Origin of the sequence: Microvirga brassicacearum (assembly GCF_008757455.1) — a bacterium.
In the GTDB taxonomy this organism is placed as follows: domain Bacteria; phylum Pseudomonadota; class Alphaproteobacteria; order Rhizobiales; family Beijerinckiaceae; genus Microvirga; species Microvirga brassicacearum.
In genome coordinates this window covers 351,166-369,409 of record NZ_VCMV01000013.1, presented here as the reverse complement: position 1 = coordinate 369,409, position 18,244 = coordinate 351,166, and the positions used below count along the sequence as shown (strand labels likewise).

The window sequence follows — 18,244 nt, the reverse complement described above, 5'->3', positions numbered from 1 at the left end:
CTGCGTCAATTCTATTGACGGCATGTCAAAATTGTAACAGCATCGTCAAATTCTCCGGCACCTTACGGTGAGGAAGCAATGTCCATGGCCGTCCAAGGATCTTTCCCGCCCCGTCCCGCCGATGCCATTTCGCATGCTGCGAGGGACGAGGAATCCGGCCTGCCCGCATGTCGATCGCCGTCGCATGAGCAGCACCTCGGATCCCGAGATCACAAGCCGCCCTGACAAGAGGCAGCAGGACCGACGCCAACAAAAAACAATCAAGGAGGAAGCCGAAGTGACCTTTTATTCAAGATCGATCATCGCGTTCGGGCAGTTCTGCAACAAGGTCTTCGATAACGTGCTCAGCGGGGCGCCGATGGGAATGTCGCTTGAGCTGATCCGCGAGCAGTTCGGCGCCAGTGCGGTCGTCCTTACCGTGGAGAACCGGGACAAACCTAGCGACGGAAATTCCTACACCGCCATGGCCCGCAACAGCGCCGGCTCCGACGGCATGGCCGAGACGGGATTCATCCTGATGGCAGGCTCGACCCGCAGCCGCGAAGTGTCGGAGCTTCTCGAGAACTGCCACCGCACGAGCGCCACGGATTTCGGCGTCGAAGGAAGCACCTGCTACAAGCTCGCGATTGTCCGTCCTCTCGCGCATGCGCCGTTCGATCAGGAGGAGAAATCCGTCTGCGAAATTCTCGTGTCGCATCTTGCCCGCGGGCTCGAAATGGCGTCGCGCATGGGCGCGACGGAAATCGAGCGGACGCTCTATTCGGACGTCGTCGACCGTCTCTGCGTGGGCGTCGTCATCCTGGATCGCGCCGGCAAGGTCGTCCGCACCTCCGCGACGGCGGATGATATTCTGACCGAAGGATCCAGCTTGCGCGTGAAGGGAGGACGCCTGTACGCCCGATGCTCGAACGAAGACCGGGCACTCCAGTCCGCGATTAAGGCGGCTCTGCAGGACGGCGGAAATCCCGGAGCGTCCGACGTGCGCGGGCTATCTCTGACGAAACAGTCCGGATCGAAGAATCTCGGCCTCATCGTGCGCCCGATCAGCGCCAGTTCCCACAAAGGTCTTTCGGCCCAGTCCGCCGTGGTCGTCTTCCTGCGCGACTCGGAGGCGGTTCCGGCGATCGAGGGCGACCTTGTGCGGCAGCTCTTCGATCTCACGCCGGCAGAGGCCGCCGTCGCCCGGCGCTTGACCGTCGGCCTGTCGCTCGACGAAGCGGCGAACTCGCTCGAGATCAGCCGGAACACCGCCCGCGCCCATCTGCGCTCGATCTTCTCGAAGAGCGGCATCACCCGCCAGACCGAGCTGGTGCGGCTGGTTCTCAACAGCGTCGTTCTCCTGGGGGAGCGTCCGCGCCAAGCGGTTTGATCGCGCGGGTGGAGACACCGCGAGAAAAGCCGGGCACCTGGGGCCCGGCTTTTCTCGTGTCGCCCGCCGCAACCGGACGGATGCTGTCTCAGCCCCGCTGGCTGGAAACGGAAACAACCTCGCCGACCATGTACCCGGCATAATCGCTGGCGAGGAACATCATCACGTTGGCGATCTCCCAGACTTCCGCCGTGCGACCGAAGGCCTCCGCGCTCGCCAGCTTGTCGAGAGCCTCCTGCGGCGCGGCCCGCCTCAGGAAGTCGTGCATGGCGATGGAGGGAGAAACAGCGTTGATGCGGATGCCGTATTCCGCCGCTTCCAGACCGCTGCAGCGGGTGAGCGCCATCACGCCGGCCTTCGCCGCTGCGTAGTGGGATTGCTCCTTCTGCGCGCGCCAACCGAGAACCGATGCATTGTTCACGATGACGCCCTTGCGGCGGGGCATCATCTTCCTGAGTGTCGCGCGCGTCATGCGCATGGTGCCCGTGAGGGTCACGTCGAGAACGAGGTTCCACTCCTGATCCGTCATCTCGACCAACGGCTTCGATCCGCCGAGACCGGCATTGTTGATGAGAACATCGATCCCCTCGAGCGCATCGTCGGCAGCGTCGACGAGGCCCTGGACTTGGCCCTCGTCCGTCACGTTGCAGAGACGGCCATGCACCGCCGCAGTGGAGCCGAGGCCCCTCAAGCGGTCCACGGCCTCCGCGAGACGGCGTTCGTGGATGTCGGAGACCATGATCGCGCGGCAGCCCTCCTCGACCGCCCGGCGCGCCGCCGCAAACCCGATTCCGGCACCTGCGGCCGCGGTGATGAGAACGGAGCGGCCCGCGAGAAGGCCGTGACCTTCCACATAGGCCGGAGAGGCAGCGGAGCTGGAAGAGTTCATGGACAGGCGATCCCCTTATTGCGACGAAGTATGCGGCGCGGCGCCGAACCTGGCGTCGCGCTTGTCTGTGAAGGCATCCCGCGCCTCCTGTGAATCCGCCGTGAGATAGGCCTGAGCGGTGAAGCCCTGCTCCCAGCGATACTTCTGTTCGAGATCGCCATCCTCGATCCCGTTCAACGCCTCTTTGGCGAGGCGGATCATGACATGGCTTTTCGCCGCGATCGTCGCGGCGAGAACAAGAGCTTCGGCACGCAACTCTTCCCTCGGTACGATCTTCTCGACGGCGCCCAGGCGATAGGCTTCGGCCGCATCGATGGCCTCGCCGGTGAAATACATCTGCCGGACTTTCTGCACCGGAAAGAGGCGCTGCAGGTGAGCGCCCGCGCCGAGAGCACCGCGGTCGACCTCTGGAACCGAGAACGTCGCGCAGGGCGAGCAGAGGATGATGTCGGCGGAGCCGCATATTCCAATCCCGCCGCCGATGATATAGCCGTGGGCGGCGGCGATGACGGGCTTCTTGCCGCGATGGATCGCGCGGAACGTCTCCCAGTTTCCTGCATTCACCTGAGGAATCCGCTCGGGATGCTTCTGCAGCTCCTTGATATCCACTCCGGCGCAGAAGCCCCGGCCCTCCGCGCGTATGACGAGGACTCTGACCTCGGGATCGGCGTTCAGCGCGTCGACGGTTCGCGCCAGCGATAACCACCCGAAGCTGTCGAGGGCATTCACGGGCGGACTTTCGATCACCACCTCGGCAATGCCGGCTTCGATCTTCGTCCAGAATGGTTCGGCCATCGCCGTCTCCGTCAGTGAGCTGCAGGGGTCAATGCGCGCAAGCTGTTCAATCGGGCTTCCGCCTCGTCCATGATCCTTCGGATCAGGTCGTCGCAGCTTTCGAGCCGATCGATCATCGCCGCCGCCTGCCCGCTTGGCAGCAGCCCTTCCTTGGCGTTCCCGTGCACCATACTCCGCTGCACGAGAGTCGGCAGGTTCACCGCCATCACAGTCTGCGCGAAGGTGCTGTCGTTGCGCGAGAGAACCTTGAGGCCGAGGCGTGCCATCGCGAGCGCCCCGAGGCCCGCCTGCCGGCTGAAGCGCCGCATGTAATTGGCGCTCATCGCTAAACGCGCGAGGATGTTCATCTCCTCCAGATGGCGGAGTTCCTCGTTCTCGATGAAGCGCTGCGGCAGGCCGTCGACCGCCGTCGAGACGCGGATTTTCGCGGGGTCGTCGGCAGCCAGATAGCGACCGAGAGTCGTCGCAGGAACAGGCGAGTCCGTCGTCATGAGGAAACGGGTGCCCATGGCAATGCCCACGGCGCCGTAGGCCAGGGCCGCGGCAAGGCCGCGTCCGTCGAAAATGCCGCCGGAAGCCACGACCGGCACGGAAACAGCATCGAGCACCTGCGGCAGCAGAATCGACGTAGGCACGGCTCCCGTGTGCCCACCGCCCTCACCGCCCTGCACCGTCACGATATCGGCGCCGAGTTCCACCGCCTTGACCGCGTGCTTGACCGCGCCGACGGTGGGCATGCAGATGATGCCCGCATCCTTCAGGCGGCGGATCGTCTTCGCATCCGGCCCGCGACCATAGCTGACGGCACGAACCTTCTGCTTGATCACGGCGGCGATCAGCTCTTCCGCATTCGGCTGGAACATATGGAAGTTCACGCCGAACGGACGATCCGTCTTCGCCTTGATGTGCAGGATATGCTGCTCGACGGTTCCCGGCTCGGCCGTGGCTCCCGCGAAGAAACCGAATCCGCCCGCGTTGCAGGTCGCCGCCGTCAGTCTGGCATCCGCGACCCACCCCATGGCGGGCTGGACGATCGGGTAGCGGCAGCCGAGACGGTCACACAGGACGGTATGCAGAGCGCCGGACATTCACGAACCTTTCCCGAGGCTTGGAGGCCACCGAGCGACGGCCATGATACCCCGATCTGAATGCGATGCCCGGCCTGACCGGGCATCGTCTGAATGAACTACCATCCGGACTTGCGGCGGATCGGCGCCGGAAATTCGGCCATATCGTCCGAATGAAGGATGAAGGTCCCCTTGGGGAGGGGTCCAATCGGATCGGGTTCAACAGCAGGCGCCGATCCTCATGCCTCTTCGACGGTGCGATGGAAACGCGGGTCTCGTCGCAAGGGCAGCCTTGGAGAGGGGGGCAACGCCGCTGCGGCCCGCGGCGAAAGACGGAGGCCCCGGTGGTGGGGCGACATGGCCCCGGCACAGAACACGGAAGGAGGCTTCATGAGCGCGCTGTCTGGAAAAGCGGTTGTCGTCACCGGATCGGGCTCCGGCCTCGGCGCCGCCTATGCGCGCCATGCCGCATCCCTCGGTGCGAACGTCGTCGTCAACGACATCGACGTCGGGAAAGCGGAGCAAACGGCCGCGGCGATCCGGGACGCGGGCGGATCGGCATTGGCTCATGCGGGCGATGTCGCACGCTGGGAGACCGCGCAAATTCTCATCGACCTTTGCGTGTCCGAGTTCGGAACGCTGTCCGGCTTTGTCACCAATGCGGGGGTTCTGCACCACGGACGGATCATGGACTCGATTGAGCGGGATCTCCGGCGGATGTTCGAGATCAACCTCCTGGGGACGGCAGCCTGCGCCAGCGCGGCCGCGAAGGCCATGCTCGCGCAGGGTACCGGCGGTTCCATCGTGACCGTGACCTCGGGATCGCAAGCCGGGGACATCGCGCTGGGCGGATATGGCGCCACGAAAGCGGCCGTCGCGGCGCTGACCTACAGTTGGGCTATGGAATTGTCCGGTACAGCGGTGCGCATCAATGCCATCTCTCCCCTCGCGGAGACGGCGATGGCGGCCCAACACAAGGCCCATCCCGCAGTCCGGCAGGCCAACCGCGAGATCCAATCCGACATCCTGCCGGATCCGGAGGTCAGCGCGCCGGTGATCAGCTACCTGCTGTCCGACGGGGCCCGCGACATTCACGGTCAGGTCGTGCGCATTGCAGGTCGGCAGCTGTCCTTCGTCAGCCATCCCATGATCGCGGATCCCATCCTGGAGGGAGCATGGACGTTCGAGGCGGTCATCGACGCGTTCGAGAAACATTTGCGCCACAGACAGCACAAACTCGGCCTTTCCTACGCCTGGCCTTCAGGGCCAGAGCGATCCGGACGGGGGCGCTCCGGAACCGGCACCCGCCGCTTACATGGCCGAGCATGATGCTATAATGAGACACTCGGCCGGGCGTCCCCGAGACCTGATGAAGGAACCTACCTTGAGCAATACGACGCATGGGGCGAGAAACCCGGGAGAGCCGGCAGCGATCGGGCTCCAGGAGAAGACCTCGGAATGGTCCGCCGCTCTGCGGGCCAGGGAGACGAAGCTCGCGACCAATCCCCGCAAGGAGCTGGTGCGCGAACAGCTCATCGACATCGCGGCCGAACTCTTCGACAAGAAGGGTTACGTACAGACCAGCATCAACGATATCGCGAAGGCCCTCGGCCTGGGACGTTCCGCGGTCTACCACTACTTCCGCAACAAGGAAGAGATTCTTGCTGCCCTCGTGGAGGCGGAGGCGCTGACGCCGTCCCACCTGCTGCAGGAGCTGATCGAGGAAACCGGCCTTTCGGCAACGGAAAGGCTGCGCCGCGCCGTCGTCGACGGGATCGTCCGACGGCTCTCCTCCGGGGCCCGCTTCATTCTTCTCTCCCGGCTGGAGACGCAGATTCCGGAGGAACTCGGCCCGCTCTACAATCTCGGGCGTCGCCATATTTACGACTTCTATGTCCGCTGCATCTCGGAAGGCATCGCCAATGGCGAGTTCCGGGAGGTCGATCCCAAGATTGCCGCCTTCGCCGTCATCGGCATGGCCAACTGGACGTCGCGCTGGTACTCGCCGAACGGCCTGAAGACGCCGGCGGAGATTGCGGACGTGATCGCCGATCTCGCGCTCCAAGGATTGAAGGCATCGAGCAACCAGCCCTGCGATTCCGAAGGAGTCCGACGCACGATCGACGGTCTCAGGCAGCAGATCGACGCGCTGGAGAACCTGCTGAAATAGCGTCCCCAAGCCGCTGCCCCGGGGTTTCGCAGTCGCGGAGAGCCCGGCTCCTATGGCAGGATTTCGAACAGGCCCGCAGCCCCCATTCCGCCACCGACGCACATCGTCACGACACCGTACTTGACGCCGCGGCGACGGCCTTCGATGAGAAGATGGCCCGTCATGCGAGCCCCCGTCATGCCGAAGGGATGGCCGATCGCGATGGCGCCACCGTTCACATTGACCTTCTCGGGATCGATGCCGAGGCGATCGCGGCAATACACCGCCTGACTGGCAAAGGCTTCGTTCAGCTCCCACAGGCCAATATCGTCAACCGTCAGGCCATGCTGCTTCAGGAGCTTCGGCACGACCTGGACAGGTCCGATTCCCATTTCCTCGGGAGGACATCCAGCGACGGCCATGCCGCGATAGATGCCGAGCGGCTCGAGCCCTCGGGACGCGGCGTGTCGGGCCTCCATGAGTAAGAGGGCGGCTGCGCCGTCGGACAGCTGGGATGCGTTGCCCGCCGTCACGAACTCACCCTTCTTGATCGTCTCGCCATCGGCAAAAACAGGGTTCAGCTTTGCAAGTCCCTCGAGGCTCGCGTCCGCACGATAGCCCTCGTCCTCAGTCAGCGTCACGTTCTCGTAGCGGGTCTCGCCGGTGGCTTTGTCGACGATCATCCTGCGCGAGGGCATCGGCGTGATCTCGTCGTTGAAACGGCCCGCCTTGTAGCCCGCTGCTGTACGCAACTGACTCGCGAGGGAGAACTCGTCCTGCACATCGCGGCTGATGCCGTATTTGCGTGCGACGATCTCCGCCGTCTCGATCATTGACATGTACATGTGGGGCCAATGGGCAACCACCGTTTCGGACCGGGCGCGATGGGTGTTCTTGTGTTTGTTCTGCGTGAGGCTGATGGATTCGACGCCGCCTGCGACGATCGTATTCATCCCGTCGACCATGATCTGCTTCGCCGCGATGGCGACGGCCATGAGACCCGAGGAGCACATGCGGTCGATTGACATGCCGGGAACGGAATCCGGCAGGCCGGCGGCGGCCGCCGTCAGTCGGCCGATGTTGTAGCCCTGCGTTCCCTGCTGAGCGGAACATCCCATCACCACATCCTCGATCTCATCCGGCGCGATCCGGGCGCGGGCGACGGCTTGGCGCACCACATGGCCGGACAGAGCCGGAGCCTCCGTGTCGTTGAAAGCTCCTCGGAAGGCCTTTCCAATGGGGGTGCGAGCGACGGAAACGATGACTGCTTCGCGCAAGAGAGTTCTCCTGAAAGGGCTGCGGCCTGTCGGCTTGCCATGCATTCCTTGCGTAGGATTCGGACGGCGCGGCGGCATCGTCTGAAGGGACTAACGGCCGGTCCGATGCGGCGGAGGCGCCCCACTTCCAGTGCCGCATGCGAAACCGCCCCCGGTCTTTCGTCGTGCAGGGCGTCGCCGCGGCATCGGCCGGGCCTTGATCATGCACACATCGCCCTTTCGGCATATCGCCATCCCTGCTCCGCAACGGCCCCTGCGAGCGCGCCCGCCTCACGCGCATGGACGTTCGACGCAGTGCCATTGACAACGCGCTTCATGATGCCCTGGCGGATGGCCGCGACGCGGAAAAGGCTGAACGCAAGATAGGAATACCACTGGCGATCCGAGACGTTCGCCTGCCTCGTCGCCTCGAGATAGAGATCACGGTAGGTGCGCTCGTCTGGAATTCCGAGCGACGCGAGATCGAGCCCAGACAATCCCCGGAAGGGCGTGGGCGAGAAATGCCACGTCAGCATGTGATACGCGAAATCGGCCATGGGATCGCCCAGCGTCGACAATTCCCAATCGACCACGGCGATAATCTTCGCCTCACGGGCATCGAAGATGAGATTGTCGATCCGGAAATCGCCGTGCAGGAGCGCGTGCCGGGACTCGGCGGGAATATTGTCGGGGAGCCATTCGATAAGCCGGTCCATCGCCGGGATGGATATCGTCTCGGAGGCACGATACTGCGTCGTCCAGCGCGCAACCTGACGCCCGATGTAGTTCATCGGCCTGCCGAAGGTCTCGAGGCCCCTTGCCGCGTAATCCACCGTGTGGAGGCGGGCGACGACGCGGTTCATCTCGCGATAGATCGCCCTCCTCTCCTCCGAAGAAAGCTCCGGAAGCGCCGGGTCCCAGAAGGAGCGCCCTTCCACGTAGTCCATCACGTAGAACATCGCCCCCACGATGCTCTCGTCCTCGCAAAGGTGATGCGTGCGCGCGACGGGAACGCCGCTTCCGGCGAGCGCGCTGACGACACGGTGCTCCCGGTCCACCGCATGGGCCGAGGCCAGGAGCTTGCCATCCGGCTTCTTGCGCAAAACGAGCCGCGTGCCGCCCGAGAAAGTCAGGAGAAGCGTCGGGTTCGATTGCCCGCCTCGAAAGCGCTCGATCGTCACGTCGCCCGAGCATTGAGACAGATGCGCCTGCAGATAGCGTCGCAGACGCTCCGGATCGATCCGGCTCTGCGGCGGCAGCGGTTCGGTTCCAATGAAGCGGTTCGCGTCCATGTCCGTCTACCGCCTAATGCCGGTCGTCATATTTGGCGAGTTCGATCCGGCCGATCTGGTTGCGATGAACCTCGTCCGGCCCGTCGGCGAAGCGGATCTTGCGCGCATGCGCGTAATAGTTCGCCAAAACGAAATCCTGCGACACGCCGGCGGCTCCGTGGGCCTGGATCGCCCAGTCGATGACCCTGCAGGCCATAGTGGGCGCGGCAACCTTGATCATGGCGATCTCGGCCCGGGCTTCCTTGTTGCCGACCGTATCCATCATGTAGGCTGCCTTCAGGGTCAGGAGGCGTGCCTGATCGATGAGGATGCGGGATTCGGCGATGCGTTCGAGCGTGACCGACTGCTCCGCGATGGGACGGCCGAAGGCGACACGACCCTTGACGCGCCGGCACATCAATTCCAGGCAACGCTCTGCAAGGCCGACGAGCCGCATGCAATGATGGATGCGCCCCGGTCCGAGACGGCCCTGGGCGATCTCGAATCCGCGCCCTTCTCCCAGAAGGATATTCTCGATAGGCACACGCACATTCTCGAACGTGATCTCCATGTGCCCGTGCGGAGCGTCGTCGTAGCCGAAGACGTGCATCGGGCGAACCACCGTCACCCCCGGCGTCTTCAGCGGGACGAGGATCATCGATTGCTGCAGGTGCTTCGGCGCATCGGGATCGGTCTTGCCCATGAAGATCAGGAGCTCGCAGCGCGGATCGCCGACTCCGGAGATCCACCACTTGCGGCCGTTGATCACGTAATCGTCTCCATCGCGGCGGATGGAACTCCGGATATTGGTCGCGTCGCTTGAGGCGACATCCGGCTCTGTCATGGCGAAGGCCGAGCGGATCTCCCCGTCGAGAAGCGGCGGCAACCATCGTGCCTTCTGCTCCGGCGTCCCATAGCGCTCCAGAGTTTCGATATTCCCGGTATCGGGAGCGGAGCAATTGAAGACCTGGGAGGAGAAGTGGACGCGCCCCATCATCTCGCAGAGGGGCGCGTATTCCACGTTGCTGAGGCCGGCGCCGTGATGGGAATCCGGCAGGAACAGGTTCCATAGGTTGGCGGCCTTCGCCTTCGCCTTCAACTCCTCCAGAATGGGCGGGTGGCCCCACCGGTCCGCCTCGATCTCCTCGTGGTAGCGGCGCTCATTTGGATAGATGTAGGCATCCATGAATGCGCCGAGCCGTTCGAGCAGTTCGGTCGTTCTGGCACTGTATGTGAAGTCCATCTCCGCAATCCGCCTCTGTTCCTATGCTGCCTTCTGGCCCGGCGGATTGCCCTTGATGACGGAGGTGCGAATTTCACCGGGATCGAGGTGGCGAATGATCGCAAGCTGCTCCTCGGTTGGCGCCGCACTCACATGCATGTTCGGCCCCCGGAGAAGCGTAAAGCCCGTTTGCGCCTGGACCTCCTCGAAGCTCACGCCCGGATGGAGCGAAAGAACCTGCGCCGCATGGTCGGGACCATTGTAGTCGAAGACGCAGAGGTTTGTGACGATGATACCGATATCGACCGGCTTGCGGTTGGCGTTCAGAGGCCAGCGCGAGGGGTTGTGGCCGACGCTGGCGACGACATCGACCTCGGCTTCCGTGAACGTCCGCTTGCTGTGGCTCGGCAGGAACATGGAATTCTTGTGACAGACGCTGTTCCCAGGAAATCCTCGTACGCCAAGCATCTGCACCTTCGGCTTCCGGAAATCGCCGAGCGCGGAAATGTTCGCCTGCGCGAACCGGTCGACCTGCACCGGCGTCACCATGGCATGTCGCTTGCCGCTCCACACGCTGTCGAAGATCCGGCTATAGGGCATCCAGCCGGAAGGCCTCAACGGGCGATCGCCGCGCGGACCGAGCGGGATCGGTTCCTCGACCGTATAGGCTTCGCCGTCCGTGAGCATGAGACCGGGAGCGAAGGTCAATTTCGCGAGGCCGGCCGCGATGCGCGGCAGGGGGCCGATGCCGGTTGCCAGCATTTCGCCGTCGCCCCGCCAGGCTTCCGCTGCAGCGACGATCACCAGTTCCGCGAGTGAAAAATCGTTGGCGTTAGTCATATCGTGTCCTGATCAGAAAGCGGGAATGGGAAGGGCGCTTACGTGAGCACGGCCGCCTACGCGATCGAAGTAGCTCTCCTCGCCCCCGGCGATGAATTCGTCGAAGTAGCGCTTCCATCCTCCTTCTTCGGAAGCTGACGTGCCGTAGGCTCTCAGATGGGCCATGTCCCATCCGTAGCTGTCGTGCGATGTCGTAGGATGCGCGCCGAGCGGAGCCGACACCACGCCGGTGACCAGGGAGCGCTCGAAGAGGTTGTTCTTGGCAAGATGCGGATGGGAGATATCGATCCGATCGACAACCTCCTCGGCTGTTACGAAGACCCGATCCGCGGCCCTGGCGAAGAGCGTATCGAAATACGGATCGGGACCATCGGTCTGGGTGTTGCCGAGCCGGTCGGAGCGGCTGACATGGATCAGCGCGGCGTCGAGGCGGATCGCCTTCATCGCCAGCAGCTCCTCGCCATCCTCATAGGGCGAGCGAACCGTTTTCAGATACGGATTGTAGGTCATCACGTCGGAGCCGAGTCCGACGCGGGTCGGCAGGAACGGCAGCTGCTGGCCGGCCGCCTGGAGGCCCAGAAGAAGCAGGCCTTCATCGAGTTCATCCACGTCGACAGCACCCGCCTCGCGGGCCTTCCGGAAATAGGGCTCGATCGGGATCGCATCGAGAGAAACGAAGCCATAGACGAGCTTGCGAGCCTTCCCGGACGCACACAGCATCCCGATCTCGGGGCCGCCATAGGCGACGACGGTGAGGTCCTTCAGATCGGATCGCAGGATCTCCCGGATGAGAGCCATCGGCTTGCGGCGTGGTCCCCACCCGCCCACTCCAATCGTCATCCCGTCCCGCAACTGCGCGACAACCGACCTGGTGTCCATTTCCTTGTTCATTGGCTTAAAATCCGTCTTCCTGTTCGTAGAAATCGTGATCGTCGTGGCTCTTCAGCCGTAGAAACCCTTCCCTTCCGCTGCGAGCCGTTCGATGAGCGGCGCAGGCTGGAAGTATTCTCGCCCGACCAAAGCGCTGTAGCGATCGAGCGCTGCCTTGATCGTCTGAATCCCGATCCGGTCCGCATGGAACATCGGTCCGCCGAGATAGGACGGGAATCCGAACCCACTGGTCCAGATCACGTCGATATCGCCGGGCCTCGCGGCCGCGCCTTCTTCGAGGATCTTCGCCGCCTCGTTGACCATCGCGTAGAGGCAACGCTCTAGGATCTCATCGTCGGAGATCTCGCGCGGGACGATGCCTCTGTCCCGACGATGAGTGTCGAGGATCGTGTCCGCTTCCGGATCGGGCGATGCCGTGCGCTTCTCGTCGTAGCGGTAGTAGCCTGCTCCCGTCTTCTGCCCGAGCCGGCCGGCGGCGACGAGCCTGTCGACGATGTTGCAGCTCTTTTCGCGATCACTCATCCGGGGAAGACGGGCTGCGCGTGCGGCCGCCATGATGTCCATGCCGGCGAGATCGGCGAGTGCGAACGGACCGATGGGAAACCCGAAACCGCTCAAGACCCGGTCGATCTGAGCCGGCGTCGCACCCTCCTCGAGAAGGAACTGCGCCTCGCGCGTGCGCTTGGAGAGCATGCGATTGGCAACGAAACCTTCCGATCGCCCCACCATGACGGGAGTCTTGCCGAGCCTGCGCGCGAGGGCAGTGATCGTCGCGAGAACGTCGGGAGCGGAACGGGAGGCGCGCACGTTCTCCACGAGCTTCATCACATGAGCCGGATTGAAGAAGTGCATGCCGGCCACGTTCGAGGGCCTGCGGCTCGCACTCGCGAGTTCCTCGATATCGAGGAAAGAGGTGTTGGTGACGATGATGGCGTCGTCGCGAAGGGCCGCGTCCAGCTTGCCGAACACCTCCGCCTTGACGTCGCGCTGTTCCGTGACCGCCTCGACCGCGAGATCCACATCCGCTAGGCCGTCATAGGATTGCGTCAGCGTCAGCCGACTCAGGCGGCGCTCGATCTCCTCCGCCGACAGCGACCCGCGCTTAAGGGCGCTTTCATAGATCCTTGCAATCCCGCTTCTCGCCTTGCCGAGGCTTTCGTCCGAGAGCCCGATCAGCACCACGGAAAGCCCGGCATCGAGAAGGCACGCGGCAATTCCCCGGCCCATGGTTCCCGGCCCCACGACCGCAACCTTGCGAATGTCGCGTAGCGATGCGTCGGCGGGCACTCCCTCGATTTTCAGCGCTTCGCGCTCCGCCGCAAACAGGTGACGCAGGGCCTTCGATTGAGGCGAGCCGAGCAGCTCCTTGCAGGTTGCGTATTCGCGCTCACCGGCATCGGCGAAAGGCATGGTCACAGCCGTCTCGACGAGATCGACGGCTTTCTGCGGCGCGACATAGCCGCGAAACCTCTTTCGCATGGACGCTCGAGCGGTCTCGAACAGAGCCGAATGGAACGAAGGGATCGGCAACTCGCTTGCGCGGCGGATGTCGCCCCCCGCATCGATGATCCGCCGCGCGAAACCGAGTGCGCCATCCGCGAGATCGCTTCCGACGATCGCATCGATCAGACCGTTGCGGGCGGCCTCCGCGGCATCGATCTGACGTCCCTCGCTGATCATGGCGAGGGCGGCTTCCACGCCGATCAGACGGGGCAGCCGGAGACTTCCACCAGCACCAGGCAGGATCCCGAGCTTGACCTCGGGCAGACCAAACCGGGCCGACGCCACGGCGACGCGATAACTGCAGGCAAGAGCCACTTCGAGGCCGCCTCCAAGCGCCGTTCCATGGATCGCCGCAATAACCGGCTTCGTGCAGCCGTCGAGGCGGGCGATCACCTCGCCGAGGAGAGGCTCGCGCATCGGCTTTGCGAACTCGCGAATATCGGCTCCCGCGAAGAACGTTCTGCCGGCGCAGACAAGGATCATCGCTCGCGCGGCATCGTTCTTCTCGAAGGCGGAGATCGCGTCGCTCAGCCCTGCGCGCACGGAGTGCGACAGAGCGTTGACGGGCGGGTTGTCGGCCGTCGCCACCATGATGTCGCCAAGCGCGACAAGCGATACCGCTTGGGTGAGAAGCTCGGTCATGACGAAGCATTGCCCTTATGAGTACGACTGTCGGCAGTCGTGAGAACGACCTTGCCCTGCACACCCCTTTCCATCACGAGATCGAGGGCCTCGCTGAACCTGTCGATCGGATAGGATGCAAAAATGTGCGGCTTGAGCTTTCCCTCCGCGAACCACCGGAGAAGCTCCGCGATGTTGCCGGCATTCTTGGCGGGGGCCGCGCGGGCGTGCGCTCCCCAGAACACGCCGATGAGAGAACTCTGCTTGAGCAGGAGAAGGTTCAGTGGAATTTTCGGGATATCGCCCGCTGCGAATCCAATGACGAGGTGCCGTCCGAACAGGGCGAGGCTGCGCAAGGCGGTTTCAGTCATGGATCCGCCGACCGGGTCGTAGATTACGTCCACGCCGCGACCGCCGGTGATGTCCTTGACCCGCTGGCGCAGATCCTCGCTTGAATAATTGATCGTTTCGTCGGCCCCGTAGGTCCGGCAGAGGGCAAGTTTCTCGACACTGGAAGCAGCAGCGATCACGCGTGCTCCCATGCACTTTCCGAGTTCGACCGCCGTCAGTCCGACGCCGCCTGCGGCACCAAGAATGAGAAGGGTTTCACCGGGCGTGATCTGCGCCCGGTCCTTCAGAGCGTGATGTGACGTCCCGTATGTGATCAGGAAGCCGGCAGCCTCCACGAAACTCATTTCATCCGGAATGGGAAAGACATGAGGCGCGGGAACGATGGCCTGCTCCGCATAGCCGCCGAATCCGGCAAAGCCGAGAACGCGCATGCCCGGGGCGATCGCCGTCACGCGCTCGCCGACCGCCGTCACCACACCGGCCACTTCGCTACCGGGAGAGAAGGGGCGATCGGGCCGGGTCTGATATTTGCCTTCGACGACCAGCCCGTCGAAGAAGTTCACGCCGCAGGCCTCGACCGCGATCAGGACCTCGTCTTCACGCGGAATTGGTGCCGCGACATCCTCGATCCGCAGTTCGGCGCGTGGCCCGAAATCCCTGCAAAGAACCGCTCTCATCGTGAAAGGCCGCTCCCTCTTCTCATCCGCCATGAACCGGCGCTGATGGTCTTAGGAGTTGCCCCATATGGCCGCCGCCAACATCGTCCAATGAGACTAACGAAGCGAACGCCTGAATATCATCCTGTCTGGTCCCCTCGGAAATTGACCAGCGGCTCCATACGGGATTGTTCATGTGGGGCTCTGCCGGCTCTTCGGATGCCCGCTCCCACGAAACCGCCAAGGTCAATGCGTCCGCACCCTTCATACGGACGATGTCACGGCCCGCGGCGGGTTGCACGGTGCTCCTCTGGAGGGCAGATGATGGACAACTCACATGACGAGGTGGCCGATGTCGTGATCATCGGTTCGGGAGCCGCCGGGATGATGGCGGCGGTCGAAGCCGCCGATGCCGGCTCCTCGGTGCTGGTGCTGGAATCGGAGGAGCAGACGGGCGGTAGCACCAGGTTGTCCGGCGCCTACGTGGCCCTTTGCGAGACGCCCCTCGAGGCCGGCAGCCGCGAGGAGCTCTACGAGGACCTGATCCACTCACATCATGACGACTGCCAGGAAGACCTGACGCGTCTCTATGTCGACGAGGCGCCCGGGACGTTCCTGCGCCTCGAACAACTCGGCATTGGCTTCGTCCGGACCTTCCGCTTCGCACATATGAGCAGGCCTTGGGCGCACGAGCTTTCCGGAGAAGAGATGGCGGGAGGGGCGGAGATCGTCACCAGACTTGAGGCCGCCGCACGCGAGCGGGGCGTTCGCATCCAAACCGGTGCGCGCGCGCGCCGGATCCTCATGGATGGATCGCGCATCGGCGCGGTCGAGTACGAGTGCGCTTCCGGCACAAGGCGCATTCGCGCGGCCAACGGCGTCGTGATCGCCACAGGTGGCTTCACCCGGAGCCCCGAACTGATCCGAAACTTCGGTCGTCCGGGGGCAGAAGGCATTCTTCCGCTCACCGGCCAGGGTTCGCGCGGCGATGGGCTGCTCATGGGCATGGGGCTTGGCGCGGGCATCTCGTACATGACCTTGGGCGTCGCGCCGACCGCCCCCTCCCATCCGGAGACGGGCAAGGGAGCGATGGTTCTCTATGCCGGCGCAATCGCGCTGAACCGCAGCGGCCAGCGCTTCTGCCGCGAGAGCGACCTCTACATCGACACATGCTGGGCGCTGCTGTCGCAGCCCGGGGCTGTGTGCGCGCAGGTGTACGACAGCCGGATGAAAGCCGATTACTCCGCGACCATGATGGGCAAGGTTCTGACAGGCTTTCGCGAATTGGAGGCGGCGACGATCGAGGGGCTGGCGCAGGCGCTGGCGGCGGAAGGATTCGACGCCGAAGGGGTTCGCGCCAGCATCGAACGATACAATGCGCAACTCGCCGGCGCCGGAGACGTGGATTTCGACCGGACTCACCTCGTGGGAGATGCGGGCGCGCTGCTGCCGATCGCCGAGCCTCCGTTTCACGCCGTCATCTGCCAAGCGGGCACTACGCACTTCAATGGCGGACTGACGGTCGATACCAGCATGAACGTGCGCACCGTGTTCGGCGAGCAGATACAAGGCCTCTACGCCGCGGGCGAGGTGACCGGCGGCTTCCACGGCGCCGGCTACATGTCCGGAACCTTTGTCGGCATGGCGCTGATCTTCGGTCGGGTGGCCGGGCGCTATGCCTCCCGCGGCTGACGCGGATCGGCGATTTCGGCAGCGATGGCGAGAATGGGCGGCGGGGTCGCCCATTAATCCATCCGGACGAGGCGCAAATCCGCCGACAGGCCAATGCATGATGATGCGAAACGAGAGAACGGACGGGAGAAACGCTTGGGCAGGCTCACGGGAAAATCGGCTTTCATAACGGGCGCGGCATCCGGGATCGGCAAGGCCGCGGCGCTCCTGTTCGCCGAGGAAGGCGCCAGGCTCTGCCTGCTCGATGTTGCGGCAGAGGCCGGGAACGCGCTCGCAGAGGAGATCGCGGCAGGGGGCGGCGAGGCACTCTTTCTCGAAACCGACATCACGTCCGAGCAATCCGTCACATCCTCTTTCGACCGAGGCCTGGCGGCGCTCGGCGACGTCGGCGTCCTGCTCAACTGCGCGGGAGGATCGTCGGGCAAGGATGGCAGCATCGTGGACGCGCCAATCGAGGAACTCTGGCGCGTGATGCAGCTCGATCTCCTGGGGACGATATTGACCTGCCGCGCCGCGATCCCTGCGATGAAGGCGGCCGGCGGCGGGTCGATCGTCAACATGTCGTCCACGGTGACCATGGCGACGGTGCCGGGCATCGATTTCTACACGGCAGTCAAAGGAGGCATCTCGGCCCTCACCCGAACGCTGGCGGTGCAACACGCACCATCGCGCATCCGCGTGAATGCGCTGGCTCCGGGCGTTACCATGACGGAAAGGGTCCTTGCGATTTCCGGCGGCGACGTGTCGCGTTGTCCGCTGGCGTTCAAACAGGTGCTCGGGCCGGCAAAGCCGCGCGAGGTCGCTGCGGCGGCGCTGTTCCTGGCCTCTGACGAGGCCGCGATGATCACCGGCGTGGTTTTGCCCGTCGACGGCGGCGCATCGGCGTGGTGATGCGGCAAGAGGAGGTAGTCTGATGGGTCGTCTCGACGGCAAGGTCGCGTTCATCACCGGTGCGAGCCAGGGTATTGGCGAGGTCACCGCGCGTCTGTTCGCCAAGGAAGGAGCCAAGGTCGTTCTCGCGGCGCGGCGCCGCGCGGTAGGCGAGGCGGTCGCGGCCGAGATCAGGGCCGATGGCTTCGCCGCGACGTTCGTCGAGTGCGACGTGACAGAACCCGCAAGCGTCGACGCGGCCTTTGCCGCTGCCCATAACGCGTATGGCCGCCTGGACGTGCTGTTCAACAACGCCGGCGGTTCAACCTCCCGCGACGGCCCTTTGACGGTGGCGCCCCTCGACGAGTTCTGGCGCGCGATCAAGTTGGACCTCTACGGGACTTGGCTGTGCAGCCGCGCAGCGATCCCGCAGATGCAGAAGTCGGGCGGCGGTTCCATCGTGAACAGCGCCTCCATCGTGGCCGAAATGGGCATACCCAACAGGGATGCTTATACCGCCTCGAAGGGCGGCATCATTTCACTGACCCGATCGATGGCGGTCGAGTTTGCCAAGGACAAGATCCGCGTGAATGTGGTGATCCCCGGCGCGGTCGCCACGGATCGCGTGCTGGCCTTTTTCGAAAAGGAACCGCACCTCAAGAAGCAATGGGATTCCTACCTGCTTGGAGTCACCGAGCCGATTGATGTCGCCAACGCCGTCTTGTTCCTCGCTTCCGACGAATCCCGTCGGACCACCGGACAGAAGCTTCCAGTCGACAGCGGCATCCTCATTTCCTGAGCA

At 64.0% G+C, this 18,244-nt stretch carries 16 protein-coding genes; 6 read left to right on the top strand and 10 right to left on the bottom strand.

Annotation, left to right across the window (positions count from 1 at the left end):
* Positions 1 to 277: 277 nt before the first annotated feature.
* Positions 278 to 1,369, top strand: a complete 1,092-nt coding sequence (locus FEZ63_RS09250) for a helix-turn-helix transcriptional regulator (protein WP_150943576.1) — start codon at positions 278 to 280, stop codon at positions 1,367 to 1,369.
* Positions 1,370 to 1,457: 88 nt separating this feature from the next.
* On the opposite strand, the gene FEZ63_RS09245 is transcribed toward FEZ63_RS09250, so the two are convergent.
* The 3 genes from FEZ63_RS09245 to FEZ63_RS09235 are packed head-to-tail and all read right to left on the bottom strand — an operon-like array spanning position 1,458 to position 4,141.
* Positions 1,458 to 2,258 (bottom strand): SDR family oxidoreductase, encoded by an 801-nt coding sequence (locus FEZ63_RS09245; RefSeq protein WP_150943575.1) that lies wholly within the window; start codon positions 2,256 to 2,258, stop codon positions 1,458 to 1,460.
* Positions 2,259 to 2,273: 15 nt separating this feature from the next.
* Positions 2,274 to 3,053, bottom strand: coding sequence for an enoyl-CoA hydratase family protein (locus FEZ63_RS09240; protein WP_150943572.1), 780 nt, complete (start codon positions 3,051 to 3,053; stop codon positions 2,274 to 2,276).
* Positions 3,054 to 3,064: 11 nt separating this feature from the next.
* Positions 3,065 to 4,141, bottom strand: a complete 1,077-nt coding sequence (locus FEZ63_RS09235) for an NAD(P)H-dependent flavin oxidoreductase (RefSeq protein ID WP_150943570.1) — start codon at positions 4,139 to 4,141, stop codon at positions 3,065 to 3,067.
* Positions 4,142 to 4,510: 369 nt separating this feature from the next.
* Here FEZ63_RS09235 and FEZ63_RS09230 point away from each other — a divergent pair, with 369 nt between their 5' ends.
* Both FEZ63_RS09230 and FEZ63_RS09225 read left to right on the top strand, forming a co-directional pair.
* Positions 4,511 to 5,449 (top strand): SDR family NAD(P)-dependent oxidoreductase, encoded by a 939-nt coding sequence (locus tag FEZ63_RS09230; protein ID WP_162419714.1) that lies wholly within the window; start codon positions 4,511 to 4,513, stop codon positions 5,447 to 5,449.
* Between the two features lie 40 nt (positions 5,450 to 5,489).
* Positions 5,490 to 6,290 (top strand): TetR/AcrR family transcriptional regulator, encoded by an 801-nt coding sequence (locus tag FEZ63_RS09225; RefSeq protein ID WP_150943566.1) that lies wholly within the window; start codon positions 5,490 to 5,492, stop codon positions 6,288 to 6,290.
* Positions 6,291 to 6,340: 50 nt separating this feature from the next.
* Here the strand turns inward: FEZ63_RS09225 and FEZ63_RS09220 are convergent, their stop codons facing one another.
* From FEZ63_RS09220 to FEZ63_RS09190, 7 genes are all read right to left on the bottom strand, one after another.
* Positions 6,341 to 7,546 carry an acetyl-CoA C-acyltransferase gene (locus FEZ63_RS09220; protein ID WP_150943564.1) on the bottom strand — a complete coding sequence of 402 codons (1,206 nt, stop codon included), beginning with the start codon at positions 7,544 to 7,546 and terminating at the stop codon, positions 6,341 to 6,343.
* A gap of 200 nt (positions 7,547 to 7,746) precedes the next feature.
* Positions 7,747 to 8,817: a phosphotransferase family protein gene (locus FEZ63_RS09215; protein WP_150943562.1), complete on the bottom strand. Its 1,071-nt coding sequence runs from the start codon at positions 8,815 to 8,817 to the stop codon at positions 7,747 to 7,749.
* A gap of 13 nt (positions 8,818 to 8,830) precedes the next feature.
* Positions 8,831 to 10,039, bottom strand: a complete 1,209-nt coding sequence (locus FEZ63_RS09210) for an acyl-CoA dehydrogenase family protein (RefSeq protein ID WP_150943560.1) — start codon at positions 10,037 to 10,039, stop codon at positions 8,831 to 8,833.
* A gap of 21 nt (positions 10,040 to 10,060) precedes the next feature.
* Entirely contained in the window at positions 10,061 to 10,858 is a 798-nt protein-coding gene (locus tag FEZ63_RS09205) for a CoA-transferase subunit beta (protein ID WP_150943558.1), read from the bottom strand.
* A gap of 12 nt (positions 10,859 to 10,870) precedes the next feature.
* The gene (locus FEZ63_RS09200; protein ID WP_244622718.1) at positions 10,871 to 11,737 is read right to left on the bottom strand and encodes a CoA transferase subunit A; all 867 of its coding nucleotides are present in this window, start codon (positions 11,735 to 11,737) and stop codon (positions 10,871 to 10,873) included.
* Positions 11,738 to 11,800: 63 nt separating this feature from the next.
* Positions 11,801 to 13,894: a 3-hydroxyacyl-CoA dehydrogenase NAD-binding domain-containing protein gene (locus tag FEZ63_RS09195; protein WP_150943553.1), complete on the bottom strand. Its 2,094-nt coding sequence runs from the start codon at positions 13,892 to 13,894 to the stop codon at positions 11,801 to 11,803.
* Positions 13,891 to 14,901, bottom strand: coding sequence for an NADPH:quinone oxidoreductase family protein (locus tag FEZ63_RS09190; protein WP_150943551.1), 1,011 nt, complete (start codon positions 14,899 to 14,901; stop codon positions 13,891 to 13,893). The genes FEZ63_RS09195 and FEZ63_RS09190 overlap by 4 nt, the downstream gene beginning before the upstream one ends.
* 300 nt (positions 14,902 to 15,201) lie before the next feature.
* Here FEZ63_RS09190 and FEZ63_RS09185 point away from each other — a divergent pair, with 300 nt between their 5' ends.
* The 3 genes from FEZ63_RS09185 to FEZ63_RS09175 all read left to right on the top strand — a co-directional run bounded on the left by FEZ63_RS09185 (position 15,202) and on the right by FEZ63_RS09175 (position 18,241).
* Positions 15,202 to 16,572, top strand: a complete 1,371-nt coding sequence (locus FEZ63_RS09185) for an FAD-dependent oxidoreductase (protein WP_162419713.1) — start codon at positions 15,202 to 15,204, stop codon at positions 16,570 to 16,572.
* Between the two features lie 135 nt (positions 16,573 to 16,707).
* Complete coding sequence (locus FEZ63_RS09180) at positions 16,708 to 17,463, top strand: SDR family NAD(P)-dependent oxidoreductase (RefSeq protein WP_150943547.1); 756 nt, start codon at positions 16,708 to 16,710, stop codon at positions 17,461 to 17,463.
* Between the two features lie 22 nt (positions 17,464 to 17,485).
* Positions 17,486 to 18,241, top strand: a complete 756-nt coding sequence (locus FEZ63_RS09175; RefSeq protein WP_150943544.1) for an SDR family NAD(P)-dependent oxidoreductase — start codon at positions 17,486 to 17,488, stop codon at positions 18,239 to 18,241.
* Positions 18,242 to 18,244 lie beyond the last annotated feature (3 nt).